12 protein-coding genes are annotated in these 19,249 nt (G+C 50.3%); 2 read left to right on the forward strand and 10 right to left on the reverse strand.

The features are described 5' to 3' along the window. Window positions 1–311: 311 nt before the first annotated feature. Window positions 312–1,502, reverse strand: coding sequence for a VapE domain-containing protein (locus PREDE_RS04665; RefSeq protein ID WP_004585033.1), 1,191 nt, complete (start codon window positions 1,500–1,502; stop codon window positions 312–314). Between the two features lie 602 nt (window positions 1,503–2,104). On the opposite strand from PREDE_RS04665, the gene PREDE_RS04670 reads away from it, so the two are divergent. Then, the gene (locus PREDE_RS04670) at window positions 2,105–2,377 is read left to right on the forward strand and encodes a helix-turn-helix domain-containing protein (protein WP_004585030.1); all 273 of its coding nucleotides are present in this window, start codon (window positions 2,105–2,107) and stop codon (window positions 2,375–2,377) included. 8 nt (window positions 2,378–2,385) lie between these two features. After that, window positions 2,386–2,682 (forward strand): helix-turn-helix domain-containing protein, encoded by a 297-nt coding sequence (locus PREDE_RS04675; RefSeq protein ID WP_004585029.1) that lies wholly within the window; start codon window positions 2,386–2,388, stop codon window positions 2,680–2,682. 89 nt (window positions 2,683–2,771) lie between these two features. Here the strand turns inward: PREDE_RS04675 and PREDE_RS04680 are convergent, their stop codons facing one another. From PREDE_RS04680 to sov, 9 genes are all read right to left on the reverse strand, one after another. Next, on the reverse strand, window positions 2,772–5,447 hold the full coding sequence (locus PREDE_RS04680; protein WP_004585028.1) for a carboxypeptidase regulatory-like domain-containing protein: 2,676 nt from the start codon (window positions 5,445–5,447) through the stop codon (window positions 2,772–2,774). 16 nt (window positions 5,448–5,463) lie between these two features. Beyond that, window positions 5,464–6,180: a GLPGLI family protein gene (locus PREDE_RS04685; protein ID WP_004585095.1), complete on the reverse strand. Its 717-nt coding sequence runs from the start codon at window positions 6,178–6,180 to the stop codon at window positions 5,464–5,466. 96 nt (window positions 6,181–6,276) lie between these two features. After that, on the reverse strand, window positions 6,277–6,489 hold the full coding sequence (locus PREDE_RS04690) for a hypothetical protein (protein WP_004585094.1): 213 nt from the start codon (window positions 6,487–6,489) through the stop codon (window positions 6,277–6,279). Between the two features lie 188 nt (window positions 6,490–6,677). Further along, window positions 6,678–7,892 carry a site-specific integrase gene (locus PREDE_RS04695; protein ID WP_004585093.1) on the reverse strand — a complete coding sequence of 405 codons (1,215 nt, stop codon included), beginning with the start codon at window positions 7,890–7,892 and terminating at the stop codon, window positions 6,678–6,680. Between the two features lie 124 nt (window positions 7,893–8,016). After that, window positions 8,017–9,246, reverse strand: coding sequence for a site-specific integrase (locus tag PREDE_RS04700; RefSeq protein ID WP_009348524.1), 1,230 nt, complete (start codon window positions 9,244–9,246; stop codon window positions 8,017–8,019). Between the two features lie 361 nt (window positions 9,247–9,607). Next, a complete protein-coding gene (locus PREDE_RS04705; protein WP_005844611.1) occupies window positions 9,608–9,862 on the reverse strand; it encodes a hypothetical protein in 255 nt (84 codons plus the stop codon). A 604-nt stretch (window positions 9,863–10,466) separates the two neighbouring features. Further along, the gene (locus tag PREDE_RS04710; RefSeq protein WP_005844613.1) at window positions 10,467–10,874 is read right to left on the reverse strand and encodes a putative toxin-antitoxin system toxin component, PIN family; all 408 of its coding nucleotides are present in this window, start codon (window positions 10,872–10,874) and stop codon (window positions 10,467–10,469) included. Then, window positions 10,871–11,086, reverse strand: a complete 216-nt coding sequence (locus PREDE_RS04715; RefSeq protein WP_005844615.1) for a hypothetical protein — start codon at window positions 11,084–11,086, stop codon at window positions 10,871–10,873. Before PREDE_RS04715 ends, PREDE_RS04710 begins: the two co-directional genes overlap by 4 nt. Window positions 11,087–11,500: 414 nt before the next feature. Beyond that, window positions 11,501–19,207 (reverse strand): T9SS outer membrane translocon Sov/SprA, encoded by a 7,707-nt coding sequence (gene sov, locus PREDE_RS04725; protein WP_005844619.1) that lies wholly within the window; start codon window positions 19,205–19,207, stop codon window positions 11,501–11,503. Between the last annotated feature and the right edge of the window lie 42 nt (window positions 19,208–19,249).

The raw sequence follows: 19,249 nt of genomic DNA on the forward strand, positions 1-19,249 counted from the left end.
CTCTGTTTTCTCTTTTTGGAATTTTCCCCTTTTCATCTTACTACCCTTCGACACTCGGATAAGTATTTGACTGTGAAAGAGAAAAGTGTAACACTTCATTCGGATTTATCCTTCTACATCTCCTGTCTACACCTATCCTCTTTCATTCTGCCGTAGAAGCGTAGAAAGATGGTAGTAAGCTGTGTCGCAAGATGGACACCTCCTGCAATCCTTTCTCTTTCACCGTATTATCCTTGGTTGTAGTAACGTAGTAAGGAGGATAGGAAATAAAAGAGAAAGGGGTATTGCAAAGGGATTGCAACAACAGAGTGCTATGGCGGTTGCTCGGGGTAAACCTTACGGACGGCATAGACATACACGGGATTGCCGTTTATCCTGCGACACTCCCTCGTATAGCCTGCCTTTCGCAAGGCTTCGCCCATCCGTTTGCTGGAGAGCGGTTGTCGAGTATAGCAGGAGAGATAGCCCACTATCTCCGAATTGGTCATATAGAAGCGTTTCGTTGCCGTCTCCGCTTCCGTGGGAAAGGTGAAATAGCGGAGCAACAGTTCTATCTCTGTCGTATAGACTTGGAAGGCTTCGCTGTTTCTATGCAATTCAATAATCTCTTCATCATTGAACCAATAGCGAAACCCTTCATTCAATCGTGTCTTGGCTTCGCTGTAAACGGCATCCATCGGAATGCTCTTGGCTTGGTCTATATCTATTGCCTGCACTTCAAAGGGCAGGAAGCGTCTGCTCCCTGTCGGGTCAGTGAGGAAGTCGTTGCCATTGACCGAAGCCACGAAACTTGCCAAGTGGGGTCGCTCCTCAATGTGTTTCTCATAAGGCATACGGTACTTCACCTGCGGACAGGTGATAAGGTTCTTCAGTTCATTCTCGTCCCGTTTGTTAAGGGCTTTGAGTTGGTCGTCAATGTTGATGATGAGGTTTTGCCCGATAAGACTCAGCACGTCCTTCTCCTGTGGGTATATCTTCCCTGTATAGCGGTAATCGGAGAGAGACGGAGGGCAGAGCAAATCAAGGAACGTGGTTTTGAATTTTCCCTGATCGCCTGTCAGTACAAGGCAGGTATGGTTACGACATTGCTTGTCGTCCATCGCATTGGCAACTACTGCCACCAGCCACTTGGTGAGGTATTCCCTCCACTTCTCGGGATGGGTTACGCTCACGCAGTCGGCAAGGGTGGTGATAGTTTCCGTATTTCCTTTCGTCTGCGGTAAGGCTTGGAAATAGGCTTGCACGGGATTGATGCGTGGGGAGAAATCGCTTTCGATGATACAGTACAGGTTCTCGGGCGAGGTCTGTATATCGGCTTCCTTGTCCAAGGCTCGTTTGAGGGTATTGATGCAGTAGCGGTCTATGGCTGTGTAGTCGTCCGTTCCTCGTGGACGGTACTCCGCTCGGTGCAACACGGTGTTGTATCGAAACTCGTAGCGAGCCGAAAGGAACTCTTCTATTTGGGCGTTCTTGGAGGGGCTCTCCTTCTCTTCTTTTTTCATTGTTCGTACTTCTTCTGTTTGCTTGGTTTTGAACTTTCACCCGAAATGGGATGCTGAAACCAAGTTACAGAGGCGAACAGGTGAAGCCAAGCCTTGTGGCGTTGTTGCATCGAGGTGCTGCATATTTCTTCGGCAAAAGGAAAGGATACCTCATATTTTCTCCTCAAAAATCAGAAAACGACAAATGGAAGAAAGGGAAACGCTACCCGAATGGCTGTATCGGATTACATGCAGATGCATGCCTTTGCCTTTTCGATGAAAGCAGAGGGAAAAGCCTAAAAAGACAGGTAGGAAGATTCTCTCTAACAGAGCCATTTCATACCATTTCGACGCCAGAAGTATCCACTTAACAGGAATGGGGTAAACAGTATATGTCGGTTCGTTATTTTCGCATCGAAACAGGATTTTTTCCCTCGGAAGGAATTCGGGGAAACAGAGAGAAAAGGCAGGGAATCCCTTCTAAAAATAGATAGATTTTACTTATACATTTGCCTGCAAGTTCCTGTTATTTCCCTTGATTTCATCAGGTCAGAGAACAAGGATTTCGGCTGCATATATTTGCGCCAAAAAGAGAAAATAACAACAATTAAAACGATATTGATATGAGATTTACAGCCATCGACTCCTCCGCTTGGGAGGAACTGAAAAAGAGCATCGAAGAGTTGGCTCTTTGTATGAGAGAACATTTCGGGCTTCGTCCCGAAATGCCCGACTTATTGCACAACGGAGACGTGTGCCGAATCCTGAACATCAGCAAACGGACGCTCCAGCACTATCGGGACACGTCCGTGTTACCCTTTATCCAAATCGGGCATAAATGTTATTACAAACGCGAGGATGTGGAAGCACTCCTTGCCAAGTCCAATCGCCAATAACCACGACTATGGAACACGAAATTGTAAACAGAGAAACACCCGAAATGAAACAGCTCATTTCGGGCATTCAAGAAGTAAGCAAGCGTATTCGGGAGATTGCCCAAACGCACCGTCCGTTGTTCGGGGGAGAAATCTATCTCACAGGGAGAGAGGTATGCGAACGCCTTTTCGTCAGTCCTCGCACCTTGCAGGATTATCGGGACAAGGGCATTATTCCCTACACCCAAATCGCAGGGAAGATACTCTACCGTCTCTCCGACTTGGAGAAGCTTTTGGAAGAAAACTATAAGCAAAGATCTTTTTAGAAGCCCTCTGTTTGTGTATATGTTAGCAAGGTATGTTATTTATAATTTTCTTGTCAAAAAAACGGAATTTGGAGTTATGTTATAAAAGATTATAGTGTATAACAGAGAGATAGAAGAATATGCCCAGGCAATCGTCTGTATAAGATAGTTGATTGGACTGTCGGGGTGAGGATTTCTTTCATCCATTCATTATCTTTAAGATGGAACACGTTCTCTCCCTGAAGTTTGATGTCTAACTTGTTTAATTTATATTTCATAGAGAAGTCTAAATCCCTAAAATAACGCTTGGCTTCGGCATCTTCAATTCTATTCGACTTGCCAGAAACAGAAAAAACAAAATTTCCTATATTTACATGAGTTGTTGCGAAACCTCCAAATTCTTGATTCCAAGAGTGGATATTGCTGTACGTAAATTTCTGGTCAAGACGACTAAAACGTACTCCTATCTCAAAATTAACCGGAGATTGGTACAGCCGTGAAATAAGATCCAATTTCGCATCTACTCTTTTGTTAATTAATTCGTCTTCTTTATCTACACGCATCAGGTTGTGTTTGCTGAGCGTATATTTACCTGATAATTTTATGTCCAATGGAAGGGTGCCGATTCCCTTACTCAAATAGGCGTTTGTTCTTAATGTATTGCTCCATCCTCCATCTTGATAAAAATTACTGATCAATAGTCCCTTTGAGGTTGTGACGGTAATATGCGTATCTCTATCCTTGATATAACTTAAATTGCCATACATCGAAAGCCGGTTAAACAAGCTGAAATAGGCATAGGATAAGTTTCCCTTAAACCTTTTTGCAAAAGGGTTCGATAATTTTGAGGGTAATTGGAGGTTATTGTATCCTTTAGCCAAAATCTGCTGAGAAAAGTAATCGATGGTTGAAGGAGAAACAGCTTCAGAGACAGACAGCATTAACCGATGCTGGTTACTCATTACTAATTCGATTGAAGCATGTGGCTCAATATAAAAAAGAGATTTCTCTCTCAATAGTTCCGGAGATGTTTTTTGTCTATAGGAGGAAAAATAAGAGCCTATGTTAAACCGGAATACCCCCTTGTTTTTCATCAGACTAATGTAAGGCCTGAATACTCTTAAATCGGCTGTTTCCTCGTTTATACTCGTAGGATAAGCCATCTTAAGTTCATTCCAATTCATCGACATGGAAAACTCACCTCGCAGATATATATTATTCAATACAGGATACATTCCACCTACGTAGGCGTTGAATCCTTTTTCCATGTCTTTTTTTATGTGTTCATGAAAATAAGGATAAATAGAATTTCCATTTATATGGGGTAATGGAAGCAGTAAGACATCGGTATATATATCACTATTGATCTTTCCTTTGTTGAAAACAAAACTTCCTCCACCGAAAAGAAGCCCTTTGCTCAAAAGCCATTTCATCTCAATATCCTGTTTGATACCGGAAAAGTGATTTTTCGGCTTTTCTAATGCATGGATATGATTATCATTGAATGTATTAGCATAGATATTATCGGCATTATGGTTTCGTATGTCTATCTTTGTCTTAGCACTGACAGAGAAAAAACGAGAAGGAATCCATTTCTGAGACAAATATTGAGATACAAGTTGGGTCTCTTTATCGGCAGTACCTGTTGATATATTTGTAAAATAATTCTCCGGCAAAGTATATGTATCCGTCTTTGTATGCGCCCCTTCTGATTTACCTTTGTTGAACAGTGTACTTGCTCTGAGTTTGTAGCTTGAGTGAGGGGTCCATGATATATTTATGTTTGCTAATCCTGCCGTACGTGCATGTTCATTCGTCGGAGGCAGTAAGAGTTGTTGTTCTTCAGGAGATAAACTTAAAGATGTCTGCGTTGAAGCTCCACTTCGGATCGATTCAAAGTCTATGATATTCGACATATAATCTTGAATCGAAAAAACAGCCTCACCTGTATTATTGGCGTTAATGATGGTACTGGCAGATATTTTTGGTAAGACTGTAATCAAAGATGCTTTGCTGATAAATTTGTCTTTCAGGCCGCCTCCGCCTTCAAAAGAACCGCTTAAAGCAACTTTTTTATTGGACTTCAGATTGAGGGCTAATTGTTCTTCTGCCTTGAAAGCATGGGCAATATCACCATCCGTATAATTCGAAAGCAATTCTATCGAATTGGCAAAATCAGGAGGAAGCGTATTCATGGCAACACCGGAAGAAGAGGATAAAATATCCTGCCCGTCAACCAAGACCTTTCCAATTTTCTTTCCTTGATATGAGATATTTCCTGTCTGGTCAACTTCCATACCAGGCATCTTTTTTACTACATCCCCAAGATTACGTTCATTCCCCAGTGTGTAATTCTTGCTGTTAAAAACAATTGTATCTCCTTTAGCATAAGCATCACGTGCTCTTGCCACAACAACAACCTCTTCCAGCTCTTTTGTGTCTTCTGTAAGAGTTATATCGAGAGGTGACTTAACTGCCCTAAGAGAAATTTGTTTATGAAATCCCAAGTAGCCAATTGAACGAACATGAATCCATCTCTTGTCAGGAATAGCCGAAAGTTGTCCTATCCTAAATTGCCCATGCTCATCCGTTACAGCATAGGAAATGTCTTTTTTAGATAAACTATCCGTTGAGATAACAACACTTGCATATGAGACAGGTTGTTTTTTTTCATCAAGCACTTGTCCTTTTATCGTAATTGTCTGTGCATATGAAACCTCATATCCGAATATCAATCCGAATAAAACAAAAAGAACATTTCGTGCAACATATCCAAAGATGTGCATGAGAACGATTTTTTCTTTACATTTTTATGATTTGAATACCTCCCGGCTGATGTTTGGGATCCACTCCTATTTCTTTCATTTTTTTCTCTCTCAGTTTTATGAACTCTTCCCGACTCAAAACTTCCCCTTTTGAAGGCGGTGTAATCTTTAAAATTGAAGCTGTGTACTCAACTTTCCGTGCCGAGTAAACAAAACTACCGCTTTCTATCTCCATGATTAAACCTGGTAAACCACAGTACCCAGCCGGGCCTATTTGTATAGGAATCTCTTCACAAAACCATGCAGTAATAGGCATCTTATCAATATGAGTAATAGCTTTCAAACAAGTTTTACCTAAAATAACCTTTGTCTCCTTACCAATCGTCCACGTTAAAGTTGCAAAGGGTTCTTTTACGATGAATTTTTTATCCATAATACCCTCTTGGGACACACGTTCTCGCTTCTTCATGTCTAAAAAAACACTTCGTTCTCCTCCGACAATAAAGTTTTTTCCTTGAAAAGCCTCCGAAAGAGCAGAGAATCCATAAAGTCCATCATGGAAATACATCGTGTATTCCTGACTTTTTTCTTGCATTTTTTGTATTGCAAGTTTTCGAATTTGTTCATTCTCGATTTGTTTTATTTTTTCAGGAATCTTCATTTCAAAAGAATAAGAAACCGTCACAGCTTTAGACTGCGAGAAACTTGGCAAAGCGCTCATCATTAAAAATATTGCAAAAAATAATCTGGCCATAACACAACTTTTTACTAATCAAAGCGAGAGTATTGCCTCCCGCTTTGATTATATTATAGGACAAGTTATCCAAAAGCCTATAGTCAAAAAACAGACTTAGTTCTTTTCGATAATAATAATAACTACTGTACCATCATCATAGATGATGATCCAAACCTCAACCTCTTGTTGCAACTGAGTTTGAGCCTCTGTTACAACGTTTTCAACTGCTACTTCCTGGGGAAGTGATACCATCTCAGTTGCACCTGCTGTCGGGGCAAAGCACATAGCAGCTAATGCTACGGCTAACGATGCGAAAAACTTTTTCATAGTCTTCTCTGTTTTTTTGTTTGTGAAAAATAAATTGTAGAAAGCACTCTTTTGCTTTCTCTCGCTGGGCAAGGTAGAAAAAAAATATCGACTGCAAAACTTTTTGTGTGTTTTTTCTCGCAAACGAATGAAAAATACCCAATAATAGGGATGCGAAAATACGCCTCATTAAACACTACCATATAAACCTAACCTTGTTTTATCAACCTCTCCATATCGTTTGCAATCTTTTGGTCTGTGATTTGAGCGTAAATTTGTGTGCTGGCAATGGATGAATGCCCCATCATCTTGGCAATGCTCTCCATCGGAATACCTGCCTCCAAAGTCAGCGTACCGAAGCTATGGCGGCCGACATGCCAAGTTAGCGGAGTTCGAATGCCACACGCCAAACCTACGGATTTAAGGTAAGTGAATAGTTTGCCTTTGCTTATCGTGTCGGGGAATATCTTCGTGTCGGGGAGTGTCTTGCAATTGCTCTCGTTGTCGTTCTTATAATCCCTCTTGCTTTTTTCTTTTGTGTAAAGGGAGAGTATCTGCTCCGCTATCGGATGCAGGGGTATCAAACTCTCCACTTCTGTTTTCTGTCTTGCCTTGCGGATATATCGCCTCCCTTCGCTATTCGTTTCGATTTGCGAAGCTCGGAGGCTCTGCAAGTCGGCAAATGCCAAACCCGTAAAGACAGAGAAAAGAAACATCCTTCGGCTTAGTTCCGCCCCTTCCTCCTGCAACGGGAATGCCAAGAGCTTTGCCACATCGCCTTTGCTCAGGAAACGAGGCTTGCACTCCACGGCTTCATACTTCACCTCCTCAAACGGATTGAGGCGGATTGTCCCCTGGCTGACGGCTCGATACATCAGCCGACTCAACCAACACAAATGCCCGTTTATCGTTGCAGGGGCATAGCCCTCCTTCTTCAAATGGAAGCGGTAATCATCAAAGAAATCTATCGTAAGAGCCGTTAGGGGAATATCCTCCTCGCCACGACTTCGCACAAAGGCGTTAAGCTGTCTGTCGGAACACCGATTGTTGCTATACATTCCCTCGCTCTTGCTTTCTCGTTGGGCTTTAAGTTCTTCCGTACTAAGGGCAAGAAGTGCCGTTGGAGTTCTCCCGATGCCTTGCAGGTAGTTCTTCAGAAGCTGGGCACTGACCGCTCCATATTTGTAGAGTAAAGCATTGTATCCCTGTTCGATTTCTTCCCGAAAGTTTTGCAGGTGTTGATTGGTATTCTTGTCCGTTGTTTCCCCTCGCTTCACACTCCAATCATGGGGAACGACACTTTCTCCTGTGATTATCACTACGCTTGCTCCGTCAATGGTGATACGGCAAAGGATTGCCGTTGTGCCGTCCGCTTTGGTCTTGTTCTTATTGATATAGAATAGAATTTTGAATGTACTGCGCATAATCTTTTTCGTGTGCTGTATGAATGATAAAAACTTTGTCTTCTAAAGCTCCTAAGCTTTCGGGCAAAAGCTTTATTGCTTTCTTCCAAAAGCTTAGGTGCTTTTGAGGGCATATTCTTGAATGTCACAAAGAGAGTTGCAAATCTTCGGTGAAAGAGAGAAATCGCTCGAACTCGTCGAAGAGCTTCTTCGGGGTAACGTGGGCGTATCGCTCAGTCGTTTGGATGTTGCTATGTCCCAGCATTCGACTCACCGTTTCAATAGGAACGCCTCGCTCCAAAGTAATCAAGGTGGCAAAGGTATGCCTCCCAACGTGAGCCGAAAGAGGTATAGAGATACCAGCCCGAAGTTGGAGGGCTTTGAGTTGGGTGAGGTAAGCCGAGTAGACAATAGGCGCAAAGAGCATGCTGCGTTCCTCTGATTTATACCGCTCTATCAAACGCACCGCTTCGGATAGAAGCTTCACACGGCAAAGGGTGTCAGTCTTTTGTCGGCGGAACTTCAACCACAACGCCCCCTCATCATCCGTAAATAGATGCTCACGACCAAGGGCAACCATATCACAATAGGCTACCCCCGTAAAGCAAGAAAAGAGGAAGAGATTACGAGCTGTTTCCAACTCCACTTCATACGGCTCAAAAGTCAAGGCTTGCAACTTATCCAATGAAGCTCTGTCCAATGCACGAGGTTGTTTGTTCTCTCCTCGTTCAATCTGTATGTGAGCGAACATTTGTCGCTCTGTCAAGCCCTCACGATACGCCAAACGGCAGACTTTCTTCACCACTAAAGCCATCTTACGATAATAACCTTGCGAATATCCCAACTTCCCGACAGAATAGTGTTGCAAGCATTCCAAAAAGTCTTCCTCTATCTGTCCGAAAGAAATATCTGTCGTGTGATACTTCTCTCGGATAAAGGCTTGCAAGTGCTTGCGAACAGTGTGGTAACTACTCATAGTCGTAGCCTTTATTTCGATGCCCACCTTTTGCTCCATCTCTTCGACCATTCGGTCGTATCGCTCCAAGAAGGTGGTCTGGCTCTGCATACTTCCTTGAAACTGCTCCTTAATGCCTGTTGCCGTAAACACCGCACCTCGTTCGCAAAGAAGTCGATAAGCCGACTGTACCGAGAGAAGCAAGCGTTCCAACTTGCCATTCGTTGCCACTGCTTCACGGCTTTTGCCGTTCAGTCTGCTCTCACGAGCGTTCCATAACTTGGGGTCGCACGATAGCTTACAACTAAATTGGGCTATAGTTCGCTCGTAGGTTATCCGCCCCATGATCGGAGCTTTCCCCGACTTGTCCAATCCGCTCTTTTTCAGGTAGAGCAAAACCTTCATTTTGTCTTTTTTCATACACTTCTTTTTTATGGGCAAAGTTACCCGATTTTGAAGCGTTTTCAGCTACGCAAAACATTGTGGTACAAAGCATAAGCACCGTAATAGCAGAAAAATGAGTTACCGAATACTCTTCTGTCGGTTACCTTCTCCCGCCTCTTCGTTACCAATCGGAGAATGAACTAACGATTTGGTAACGGAACTTCTGCATAAATCCACATCTTCTGCTCTTTATCTCAATACGCAAACCATAGAAATATAGCGCAAATCCCTCTCATTTCCATCTACTTACCTCTCATCCTCTCTATAATGCCCTTTCCTCGAATAGTTCCTTTACTTTTTTACCTTTTACCCTTTTACTTTCTTATTTTTTACCTTTTCATTCTTCCCACGCATCCCAGACGGTGGACTTTTTGGCTCCGGAGATTTCCGTATCGTCGTCATCCTCTACGAGGTCTTCGATGCTGACGCTGCCTTTGTTGCCTACGGGTCCTCCACCTCCAGGCTGAACCGCCGGGCTACCGGCAAGGATGGTGTTTTCGTTCTCCACGGCGACGACCTCGCAGTTGGGGCAGACATAGGGTTGCCTGTGCTTGTCTTGCTCTTTTTTTGTTTTCATGTTTATACGCTTCATTTTAGTTTGGATTTAACATGCTTTTTGATATGCTTAAAAGCTGCTTATTTCCCTTTTCGCCCGGCTGCAAAAAGGGCATGAAAAGTGGGGCAAAGGAAACTCCGGGGAGTCCTTTGCCTATTGGGGTTGCGCGTGGTTCGCCTCGCGCGCGTACGCGTGTATGTTTTAGAGAGAGGTTACGCCAGTGGCTTGAGAGAGAGAGAGAGAGAGAGTAGCAAATTATTTGGAACTACCAAACAATTCGACGAAAAATTTGCAGGAAAATTCATCTTTCCCTGCCGCTCTCCGCGCTCGCTCGTATATGGATGTTGTGGGTACATATATTTAAAATGCGCTGCAAAGTTAACGAATGTTTGCGAAACAGGCAAGAGAATAATAGGAAAATTATCAATTAGTTGTGTGAATACCTGAAAATGACAGAATGATTAGGGGACACACGCCCAGTATGTCCCCAACCACCGTCGGAGGAGTAAACAACCTCGGGAATGAACCATACACGACGGGAAACGAAAATCTTGGCAACGGAGAGAAAACAACCGTCCCACGCCATTGAAACGGAGCGTGGGACGGAAATGCTATGGGAATCTATCAGAAAGACCCTTATTTACAAACCATGCAGCAATTTAAAATCCGACAGTTTTATCATTTGGGTCTGTCCATGACTTTCCAAAACCAGCAGGTCTTTGTCACCGGATACAAGATAGTCTGCACCAACCGTCTCTGCCAGTGACAAGAGATACAAGTCTTTGGAATCTCTTACCGGGCTCGTAGCTGTCTGCTGAACATTCGTACAGAGGCAAAAGCTGTGAATCAGATTCAACAAGTCTGCAACTTCGGAGGCATCCGTGTATCTACGGATTTTCTCTCTGCCAGCCACGTCTCTAATCTCTGCCAAGAGTTCGCGGCAGACAAAGATGTCGACCGCCGGGTCGGTCAAAATCTTTCGCATGAGAGCCGTCTGATGGCCCAGCAAGAACGAAATCCAGATATTGCAGTCAATGATGATTTTCATGATTTGCCGTACCTAATGGCGCTCACCTCATTCATGATGTCGTCTTCGGACAGTTCCACGGTCTGCGGCCGGCTTTCGATGAAAGCCTCCAGTCGCTGTTCGCTTGTCTGTGCCTGCCATCCGAACTTCCGTGCAAGGTCTTTCAGCAACTGCCAGTCGCTCTGCGGAATATTAAGATACACGGATTGCGTATTGCCTGTCGTGGTGTCCATGCCAATTCCTCCTATGATATTGTGATGATTGCTGCAAAGATAGGAATAATCTCACAAACAGCCATGTTTCCTGCCGTGATTTTCGTTTCCGTCGTGTGTGTCAGTATGTCAAAGAGCAAGGGGGCTTAACACCGAGTGCTATCGGCGGACGATCTTCCTTGCCGTTCCGTCGCCCATACGGACGATGTTCAGCCCGCGCCGCATCCCCTTTTGCCGACGGCCGTCCATGGAGTAGATGGCCTTGGTGGGGGTCGCCTGCAACAGGGTTGCGGCGCCGTTTGGGAGGGCCGCACAATGGCTTGCCGCATGGTATTTCGCAGAAGTCTCCACTGTGTTCAGATTTAAGCGTAGTATTGACGTTTGTTGCAAATATAACTCTTTTTCTGTAATTTGCAAGAAATGGAGCGAGAAAAGCTACCGCGTGAGGCTGAACTTGATGCTCAAGCCGAAGTCCTGCGTGGTAGTGGGATAGCTGCTGCTGCTCAGCAGCGGCGTGTTGGTCTGGCGGTCCAGATAGAAACTCATGGTGAGGAGGCGCGACAGCGTGTAGTCGGCCATGAACGAGAACTTGAAAGCAGTGTTGCCACTGCTGGCCGACGAGGTGATGCTGGCAATGTCGCGGGTGATGCTGGCCTGGCGACGGTAGGACAGGTCGAGGCGCATGTTCAGGTCGTGGTTGGCCCCGCTGCGGTTGCCGGAGCGGCTGGTCGTGGCGGCGGTCTGCTGTGTCTTGGCCTTGTCGCCGCCGCGGGCCTTGCCTTTCACCAGCCTCGGGTTGCGGCCGCCAAAGAGGTTGAAGTTGTTGATTTTATAGCCAAGACCCACCACCCAGTCCTTGCTCACGGCCTCGTTGAGCTGCACGCTGGTCATCGAGAGTGAGAGCACACGCGTTTGTCGGTACTCGGCTTTGACCGTGAGATTGTTCTGCAGCGTCAGATCCACGCCGAGCAAGGGCGAGAAGCTCTCGTTGATGCTCACCATGGAGACGTTGTACATCGAGTTGGGGACGGGGCCGCCCGTGGTGGCGTCGGTGATGAAACCCATGCGGGGACCCATCAGGGCCACAAACGTGGAATAGCTCTGGTAGGTGCCCACGGCGAAGACACTCTTGTAGCTGTGGTTGATGTTGACGCTCTTGAAGCGGTCGCGCAGCCACGACAGCTTGCCCAAGCCGCTGTAGCGCAGCGTCCAGTTGGGCAGCAAATTCCTGAGTGCGGGGAAAATGTCGAGGCTGCTCCCGCCCATGCCGGTATAGCTGGCCAAGAAGGCGGGCACCATCACGTCTGCGCTGTAGGCCCCCACCCCGCCGTTGGCCGCGTCGAACGTGCGGCCGGCCAGCGCGGTGCCCTGCGGATAAACAGACCCGGCATAGCGGGCTTCGACACGCTGGCGGAAACCGTCGAGCGAACGACAGAACTTCTCGAACGTGGCACTGCGGAACCCGTTGTTGGCATTGCCCATGCCCTCGAACGCCGAGCCGAGCGAGATGGTGGTCATGGCGAAAGTGCCGGTCTGCGTGGTGGGCGACCCGGCATACATGTACTGGATGCTCTTGGCTGTGGTCTGCGTGCGGCTGGCATTGAGGTCTATCTTGAAGTTGCGGATGGGTTCGAGCGTGAGGCGCAGCTGCAAGTCTTCGGTAAAACTGGTGGTGGCCGGCGTCGCCACGCTGTCGTTCTGCAGCAGCCAGCCGTTGTTGCGGGCCTTTCCGATATAGTCGTCGTCCACCAAGCCAAAGGCAAAGTCGAGGCCCGGCGAGAGTGCGCCGGCCCCGGTGCGGCTGGTCTGACCGAAAGCGTCGCCGATATTGGGCATGAAGCCGGGCAGGGCCAGCGTGTATTGACTGCGATAGGCCACGCTGACACTGCGCACCATCATGGCCACACGAGCGATGGACTGTGCCGCGCGATACCAGCGTTGCTCGTCAAGAGGGGGCTTGGCCGTGACCGTGACCTTGACTTTGAGGGCCGAGTCCACGCGGTTGCGGATGCGGATGCGGTTGTCGTCGAGCTTCCTGTACTTAAGTTTCAGCGCGTGGCCGTCCTCGGTCTTGGCCGTGATGACGAGCCGCCGCGACTTCTTGTTGTGGGCAATGTCGATGGTGGTGTCGGGCAGCAGCGTCACCTCTTTCTCGAAAGACTGCTTGTTTTTGGGCAATTGCTGTTGCTTGGCGGCAGCCTGCTTCTGTTGCAGCTGCCACTGCTTCACGGCCTCGTCGGCGTCTTTACCGTCGGTCAGAGCCTGCTGGCGCACCTTGGCTTCCTCCTCCTGCTGCTTCTTGCGGTCGGCCTTGGCCTGTTGCCGGGTCTGCTGCTTGCGTTTCTGTTCGGAGGCGTTCGGCTCCTTGGCAAAGCGGTCGTTGGCTTTCTTGAGGAATGGAACGTGGTTGTATAGCTTCACCATGTCGAAAGCTCCATTGACGTTAAGCTGCCGGTTGTTCTGTATGGTGTTGCCCAGCGAGGTGCCGTCTTCGAGGTCAGTGCCGCGTATCCAGTTGTACGTGGCGTTGTAGGAGGCGTCGCTGGTGAGCCAGTCGAAGACGGGAAGCAGGTTAAGCGGCAGCTGGTACGAGAGGTTGAACGTCTGCTGATAGTCGAGCGGCGTGCCCAGATGTTTGAGACTTGTCCACACGGAATCCTTCCAAGCCTCGTAGCGTGTGGGGTAAAGGTCCTTGTTGACAGGCGTGTAAGGCTCCTCCACCTCGGCGTGTGTGGCACTCTGGAAACTCATGTGGATGTTGCGGGTAAGGTCCCACCGCAGCCTGAACTCCCTGTTCCAGAGGAATTGTGAAGAGAAAGTGACGGGCAGCTGCGCCCCCTCCAGCGCATCCATGTCGCGCTCCTGCAGCTCGTAATAGCTGCGGGTGATCTCGGTGTCGAAGTTCACACTCTGCGGCAACCAATTCAGACCGAAGCGGCGTGGCAGGTCAAACCACTTGCTCTTGCTCTTGATTTTCTTGAACGGCTCCCAGGCCTTGTACACGGGCACCCAGCTGTAGTTCATGCCGCCGCGCCAGTTGTCCTCGTTCTCGTAGATGGTAGTCTCGCCCTGTGTATGGGCGTGACTGTGGCTGTAGGAGAAAGAGAAGTTGGCCGGGTCGTAGGGCATGGGGTGGCGTTTGGTCTGGATGCCCACCTTGACATTGGAGAGCGAGAAGTTGGTGTTGATGGTTCTGGTCACGGCAATGCTCTCGATAGAGTCGCGCTCGCGGCGGCTACCGGTGCTCTCCAGAGCGTCGGAGAGCTCCATGTCGGTGTCCAGCGGGTTGTATTTGGGGCGGGTCACCTGCTTGGTGACACTGTAGTAGAGGGGAGCCGAAACCTTAGCCTTGTCAGGGAAGAACTTGCCCAGCTCCAGACTTGTGGTGAAGGCGAGGTTGCTCCGATCGTCGCGCGAACGGGCGGCCACGCCGTCTTCCAGCCCGCCGAAGCCCTGCGTGACATACTTGCCCTGCAGGTTCATCGTGCCCAAATCAGAGAGTTGCACGTTCAGGTTGCCGTTGGCGGCCCAGCCGCCGGAGTTGTTGTACTCTTTCAGGCGCAGCTCATTGACCCACACCTCGCCGCTCTTCTGCTCGGCCGCAAGGTTGCGCACGCCGATGATGAGGGTCTTCACCTCGCCCAGCGTAGGGTTGCCCATGATGGTAACCTTGTTTTGCGGCCGGTCGTTGTCGTAGGCGGTGTAGGCCCGGTTGTAGGAGGCCAGTCCCTGAGCTTTCTGCCGGTTGCGCTCTTTCTTCACGGCGGTGAAGATCGAAAGCGGAATGTCAAGCATGTTTTCCTCGGGCCACACGGCCTTGCAGTCGGCCAGGTCGAAGCGGTTGTACGAGCGGGGGGCGGTGAGCTTGAGGGGAATCTCGTATTCGTAGTAATTGCTTTTGTAGTCTGAACCCAGCCGCACGAAGACGGCCAGCTGGTCGTCTTGCAGATTGGTGACGTTCTGCTCGTTGGCATTGGCGTGCACATACATCTGCAGACGCTTGTACTGCCGCAGGTCAAGCATGGTGTTCTTGTAGACGCATTTCGACTCGCCGCTGGAGAGGTTCGAGACGTTGATGTCGAGCGACTGCTCGTTGGCCTCAACCAGTTGGGGCTGTGTCGGGTCCTGCTCGCGCCTGATGCCGGGGGGCAACACGTAGTTGACGGGGGTCTTGTCGTTGTTCTCCTCAATGTTGACCGAGGCCGTAGTCATGATGCCGGTCTGGGCTGCGGTGGCGTCAAGCTGCTGTTCGTAGACGCGCCAGGTACCGCGCACGAGGTCGAGACTGCCGAAGCGCATGACCACAGGATGCCGGAATCCCGTGAGGAACATACGCATGAAGCGGATGCTGGAGAAGTCGGAGATGGAGCCCACACGGCTCTGATACTCCCGCAGGGGGATGCGGAAGAGGTACCAATCAATTTTCTCGGTCTTGGTATTGCGCAGTGTAGGCGAGGTCTCGCGCTTGTCCACGATGTAGTTCTTGCCCACGACGAGATCTTCGGGACGCACCGATATGCGGTACTGATAGTATTTTTCGTACTCGTTGAGCGTGTAGTCCTGGTTGATGTCTTCCACGTCGGGCGTTGTTTTGTAGGAGGTGTCGTAGCCCTCGGTACGGCTGTCGTTGTCGGGAGAGTTGCCCTGCGGGTTGTTGATGTACTTGTAGCGGCGCAGGATGGAGGCCTGCATGCGGTCGTAATCCGAGCCCCGGAAGTAGTGGTAGTCGTCGTTGGCGGGGTCGGCCCAGATGGAATCCCACACAGCAGCATTGACCTTTCCCTGTATCTGGGTCAGGAAATCCTGATACGACTGGAACTGCTGCTCCTCGGTATCGTTGAGTCCATTGTAGCCCAAGTCCTGCCGGGCGCGGCTGCCGCCCGACGTGGCAAAGGCGTAAGTAACGGTCGCCTGTGTGGGAATCTTGCCCCACTGGGTGTAGGTGAAACTACTGGAACCATCCACGGGCAGGCCGCTCTCGTAGAACTTCTTGCCATCGCGGAGCACGTCTTCAGACACTTCTCCAAGGTTGATGTAGAAGTCGCCGCCATACTCCGAGGCGTTGGGCCGGCGGTTGGAATGGATGAACGGGTCCATCATCCAGAACTCGATGTACTCGATGTTGGCCGTCTCGAAGTCGCTGGTTTCGAGTTTCCGCGTCATGCCGCCCCAGTGTTGAGCGGGATTGTTCAGCGTGCCGTCGGCGGCAAGGTCGGGATTGAAGTTGTAGGGGCCGCGCTCGTTAGGGTAGTAGGCCAGGTTGAGAATGGGGAGTGTGGACGTTGCACCGCTGTAGCTGCTCTGGTCGCGGTTGGGATAGAGCTCCCTGACATAGACCTCGCGCACGTAGGGATCGCTGAGCTGGTCGAGGTCGCTCTTGATGTGGCCGGGCGTGAGCGAAGAGCTGCGACGGGTGAAGAGCGGGTCGATGGTGTACCAGGCCATCAGTGAACGGTTGTATCCGCTGCGCAGTGTAGTCTTGTCCGACTGCTCGGCAAACATGGAGGGCACGCTGGAGAGCGTCCAGTTGGTGGGAATGGAAACGTCTATCTTGTCGGTGGTGTTCTCGAAGTCGTCGATGTAGGAGGCATTGTCCTGCGTGCCGTGGCTCTGTCCGGCAATGAGCTGGGCAAACTCGCCGGTGAACGAAATCTGCGAGGGCTGGGTGAGATGGAGGAAAGGAAGCCGGTCGAGCACGTTGGTGAGCCACTGGCTCTCGTGCTTCCAGTTCAGGTTGATGCCCCAGAGCGTGTTGTTGAGCGGCTCCGAACCCATCGACACCTTGGTGGTGAGCGCCTGCTCGGAAAGGTGCTGCAACGTGCCCGAGAGCTGGAAATTCTTGGAGAAATCGTACTCCCAGTTCATGCCGAACATGGTTTTCCGCTCCTGCGAATAGTCGCTCTGGCTCTCCAGCGAGACGTTGACCGAGGTGCCGGCATCGATGATGCTCTGGTTCAGGATGGTCACTTCGCCCGCACTGTAGTCCACGGAGTAATCGCTGCCCTCGGTGAGCGTCACGCCGCCGGCCGTGACCACCACGGAGCCCTGCGGCACATTGTAGGCCCCAAGGGATATGACATTGGCCGACGTGCCGCGGTACTGGCCCTGCAAGATGAACTTGTCTTTCTCGGCAATCTGCTTGGCCGTGGTCTTGGTGGAGTCGTAGAGCTCGGTGAAGGCGTAGTTGCGCGCCTTGCCGGCATCCACGCCTTTGGCCACCAAATAGTTGTACAGGTAACTGCCGAAAGGCTCGGCCGCCGGGAAAAACACGCGGCCGTTGCTCACGGTGTAGCCGTCCACGTAGTCGAAATAGCCGTTGGGATGGGCCTTGTTGTTGTTGTCCAGCCGGTCGGCGCCCAGCACCTTGATGAGCGTCTGGCTCTTCACCTGGCTCTCGGGAATATAAGAAAGGTAGACGCCGGCCGTGTCGCTTTGGAACTTTACGTCCAGCCTGAACTTGTCTTTCTCCACTGTCGAGGCCAGGTAATACACGTTCTTCATCATCAAGTCCCAGTTGCCCTGCATGGGATTGTTGCTTGTATTCTTCAGCGACTTGACGAAAAGGGCCTGCCTCACGTCGGAAATGTCGCTGGCAAACTCGCCCACCTGGTAGGTCTGCCCGCCGTAGGTGTACTCGTAAGCAACGGCCAACACCTGGTCGGTCTGCAGCGAACTGCGCAGCGAAACATAGCCCAAGGCACTGTTGAGCGTGTACTCCGACGAGTTGAGCAGCCGGGCGCTCTGCAGCTTTTCATAGTCCACCCCGCCCACGAGGTCTGCCCCGTCGAGCGTACTCGAGGTCTGGTCGATGTTGCGGGCGTCGGCCAGCTGCCCCACGAGCGTGGCGTACTCGCTGTTGGCGGCATTGGCCGGCACGGACGTTCCGCCGGCTGTCCACCGGCTGTTGCTGATGTTGCTGGTCTCGCCCAGGTCGGTCAGAGCCACGATGTCGCGCGTGTTGGACGTGGTTCCCGACTTGTTGGTCACCCAGATTTCCACGCGGTTGATGGTCACGCCCGTGGTGATGTTGGGCAGCGTCTTCATGCCCGCATCGTAGTGATTGCGGAAATATTGGGCCAGGAAGAAGTGGCGGTTCTCCTCATAATCGGCGGCGTCGATCTCGAAAGGGGTGAGCTGCTTGCCGCCCTTACTGGACACGCTTTTCGACGAACTCTTCTTCTGCGAGGCCACAAGCTGCAGCTTGAGCTTGCCAAACTGCATGTCGGTGCGCAGGCCGAAGAGGCTGCTGGCCCCCTGCACCAGCGAGGAATTGGAGGGGAACGACACGTTGCCGGCCTCGACGAGCTTGATGATTTCGTCTTCCTTGCCGTCGTACTTCAGTTTCATGTTCTGCGAATCGAAGTCGAAAGTAGCGTCCGTGTTGTAGTTCAGGTTCATGTTCACCTTGTCGCCCACCCGGCCATTCACGCTGAGATTTATCTTCTCGTCGAAGTCCATCGTGGTGGTCTTGCGGTTGCGGATGGGCAGCGAGGGATTGTCGATGCTCTTGAATGTGGCCCCGAACTTCAGTTCGGCCGTGCCCTGCGTCTTGATGCGCACGCCGCCGGGACCGAAGATTTTCTCGGCCGGGCCCAGGCTGAAGTGCATGTCGGAGAAGTCGAACTTCTCCTTGCCCTGGGCTTTATACACCTCGTCGTTCTTGGAACGGAAGTACGCATTGCGGGCATGCTTCTCGCTCCAACGCAGGTATTCGGCCGGCGTCATCATGATGGGGGCGGCCAGATAGGTGGAGCCCATGCGGGTTCCGATGATGTATCGGTTGAGGGTGTCGTTGTAGACCACCTCGTATTTCAGCCCCTCGGGCCGCTGCAAGTCCAGTGCCCGCTGTTCCAGGTCGTCGTAGGTGATGGGGGTGGTGCGCTGAATCTTCCAGCGCGGATGGAGCAAGGAGTCGGGGATGGAGTCGTCGTCGCTGAGAATGGGCTGCCCGGCGACGGGGCGGGCAGCCGGCGAGGCACCTGCATTTGCGGCGGCACCCCCCGCCGGACGGGCGGAGGCCGGGCGCGTGTTGCGGTTTTGCTGCCGGGGGTCGCGCTGGAAAACGGGCACCGCAACGGCATAGCTAGCCATCGCAACAGCCAGCACCACCCACGTGACGATATAGTTTTTCCGAATCTTCAAAACCGCATCTGTTTGACCGTGTGCCGCCCCTCGCCCTCGCCT

The organism is Prevotella dentalis DSM 3688 (genome assembly GCF_000242335.1).
Taxonomy (GTDB): domain Bacteria; phylum Bacteroidota; class Bacteroidia; order Bacteroidales; family Bacteroidaceae; genus Prevotella; species Prevotella seregens.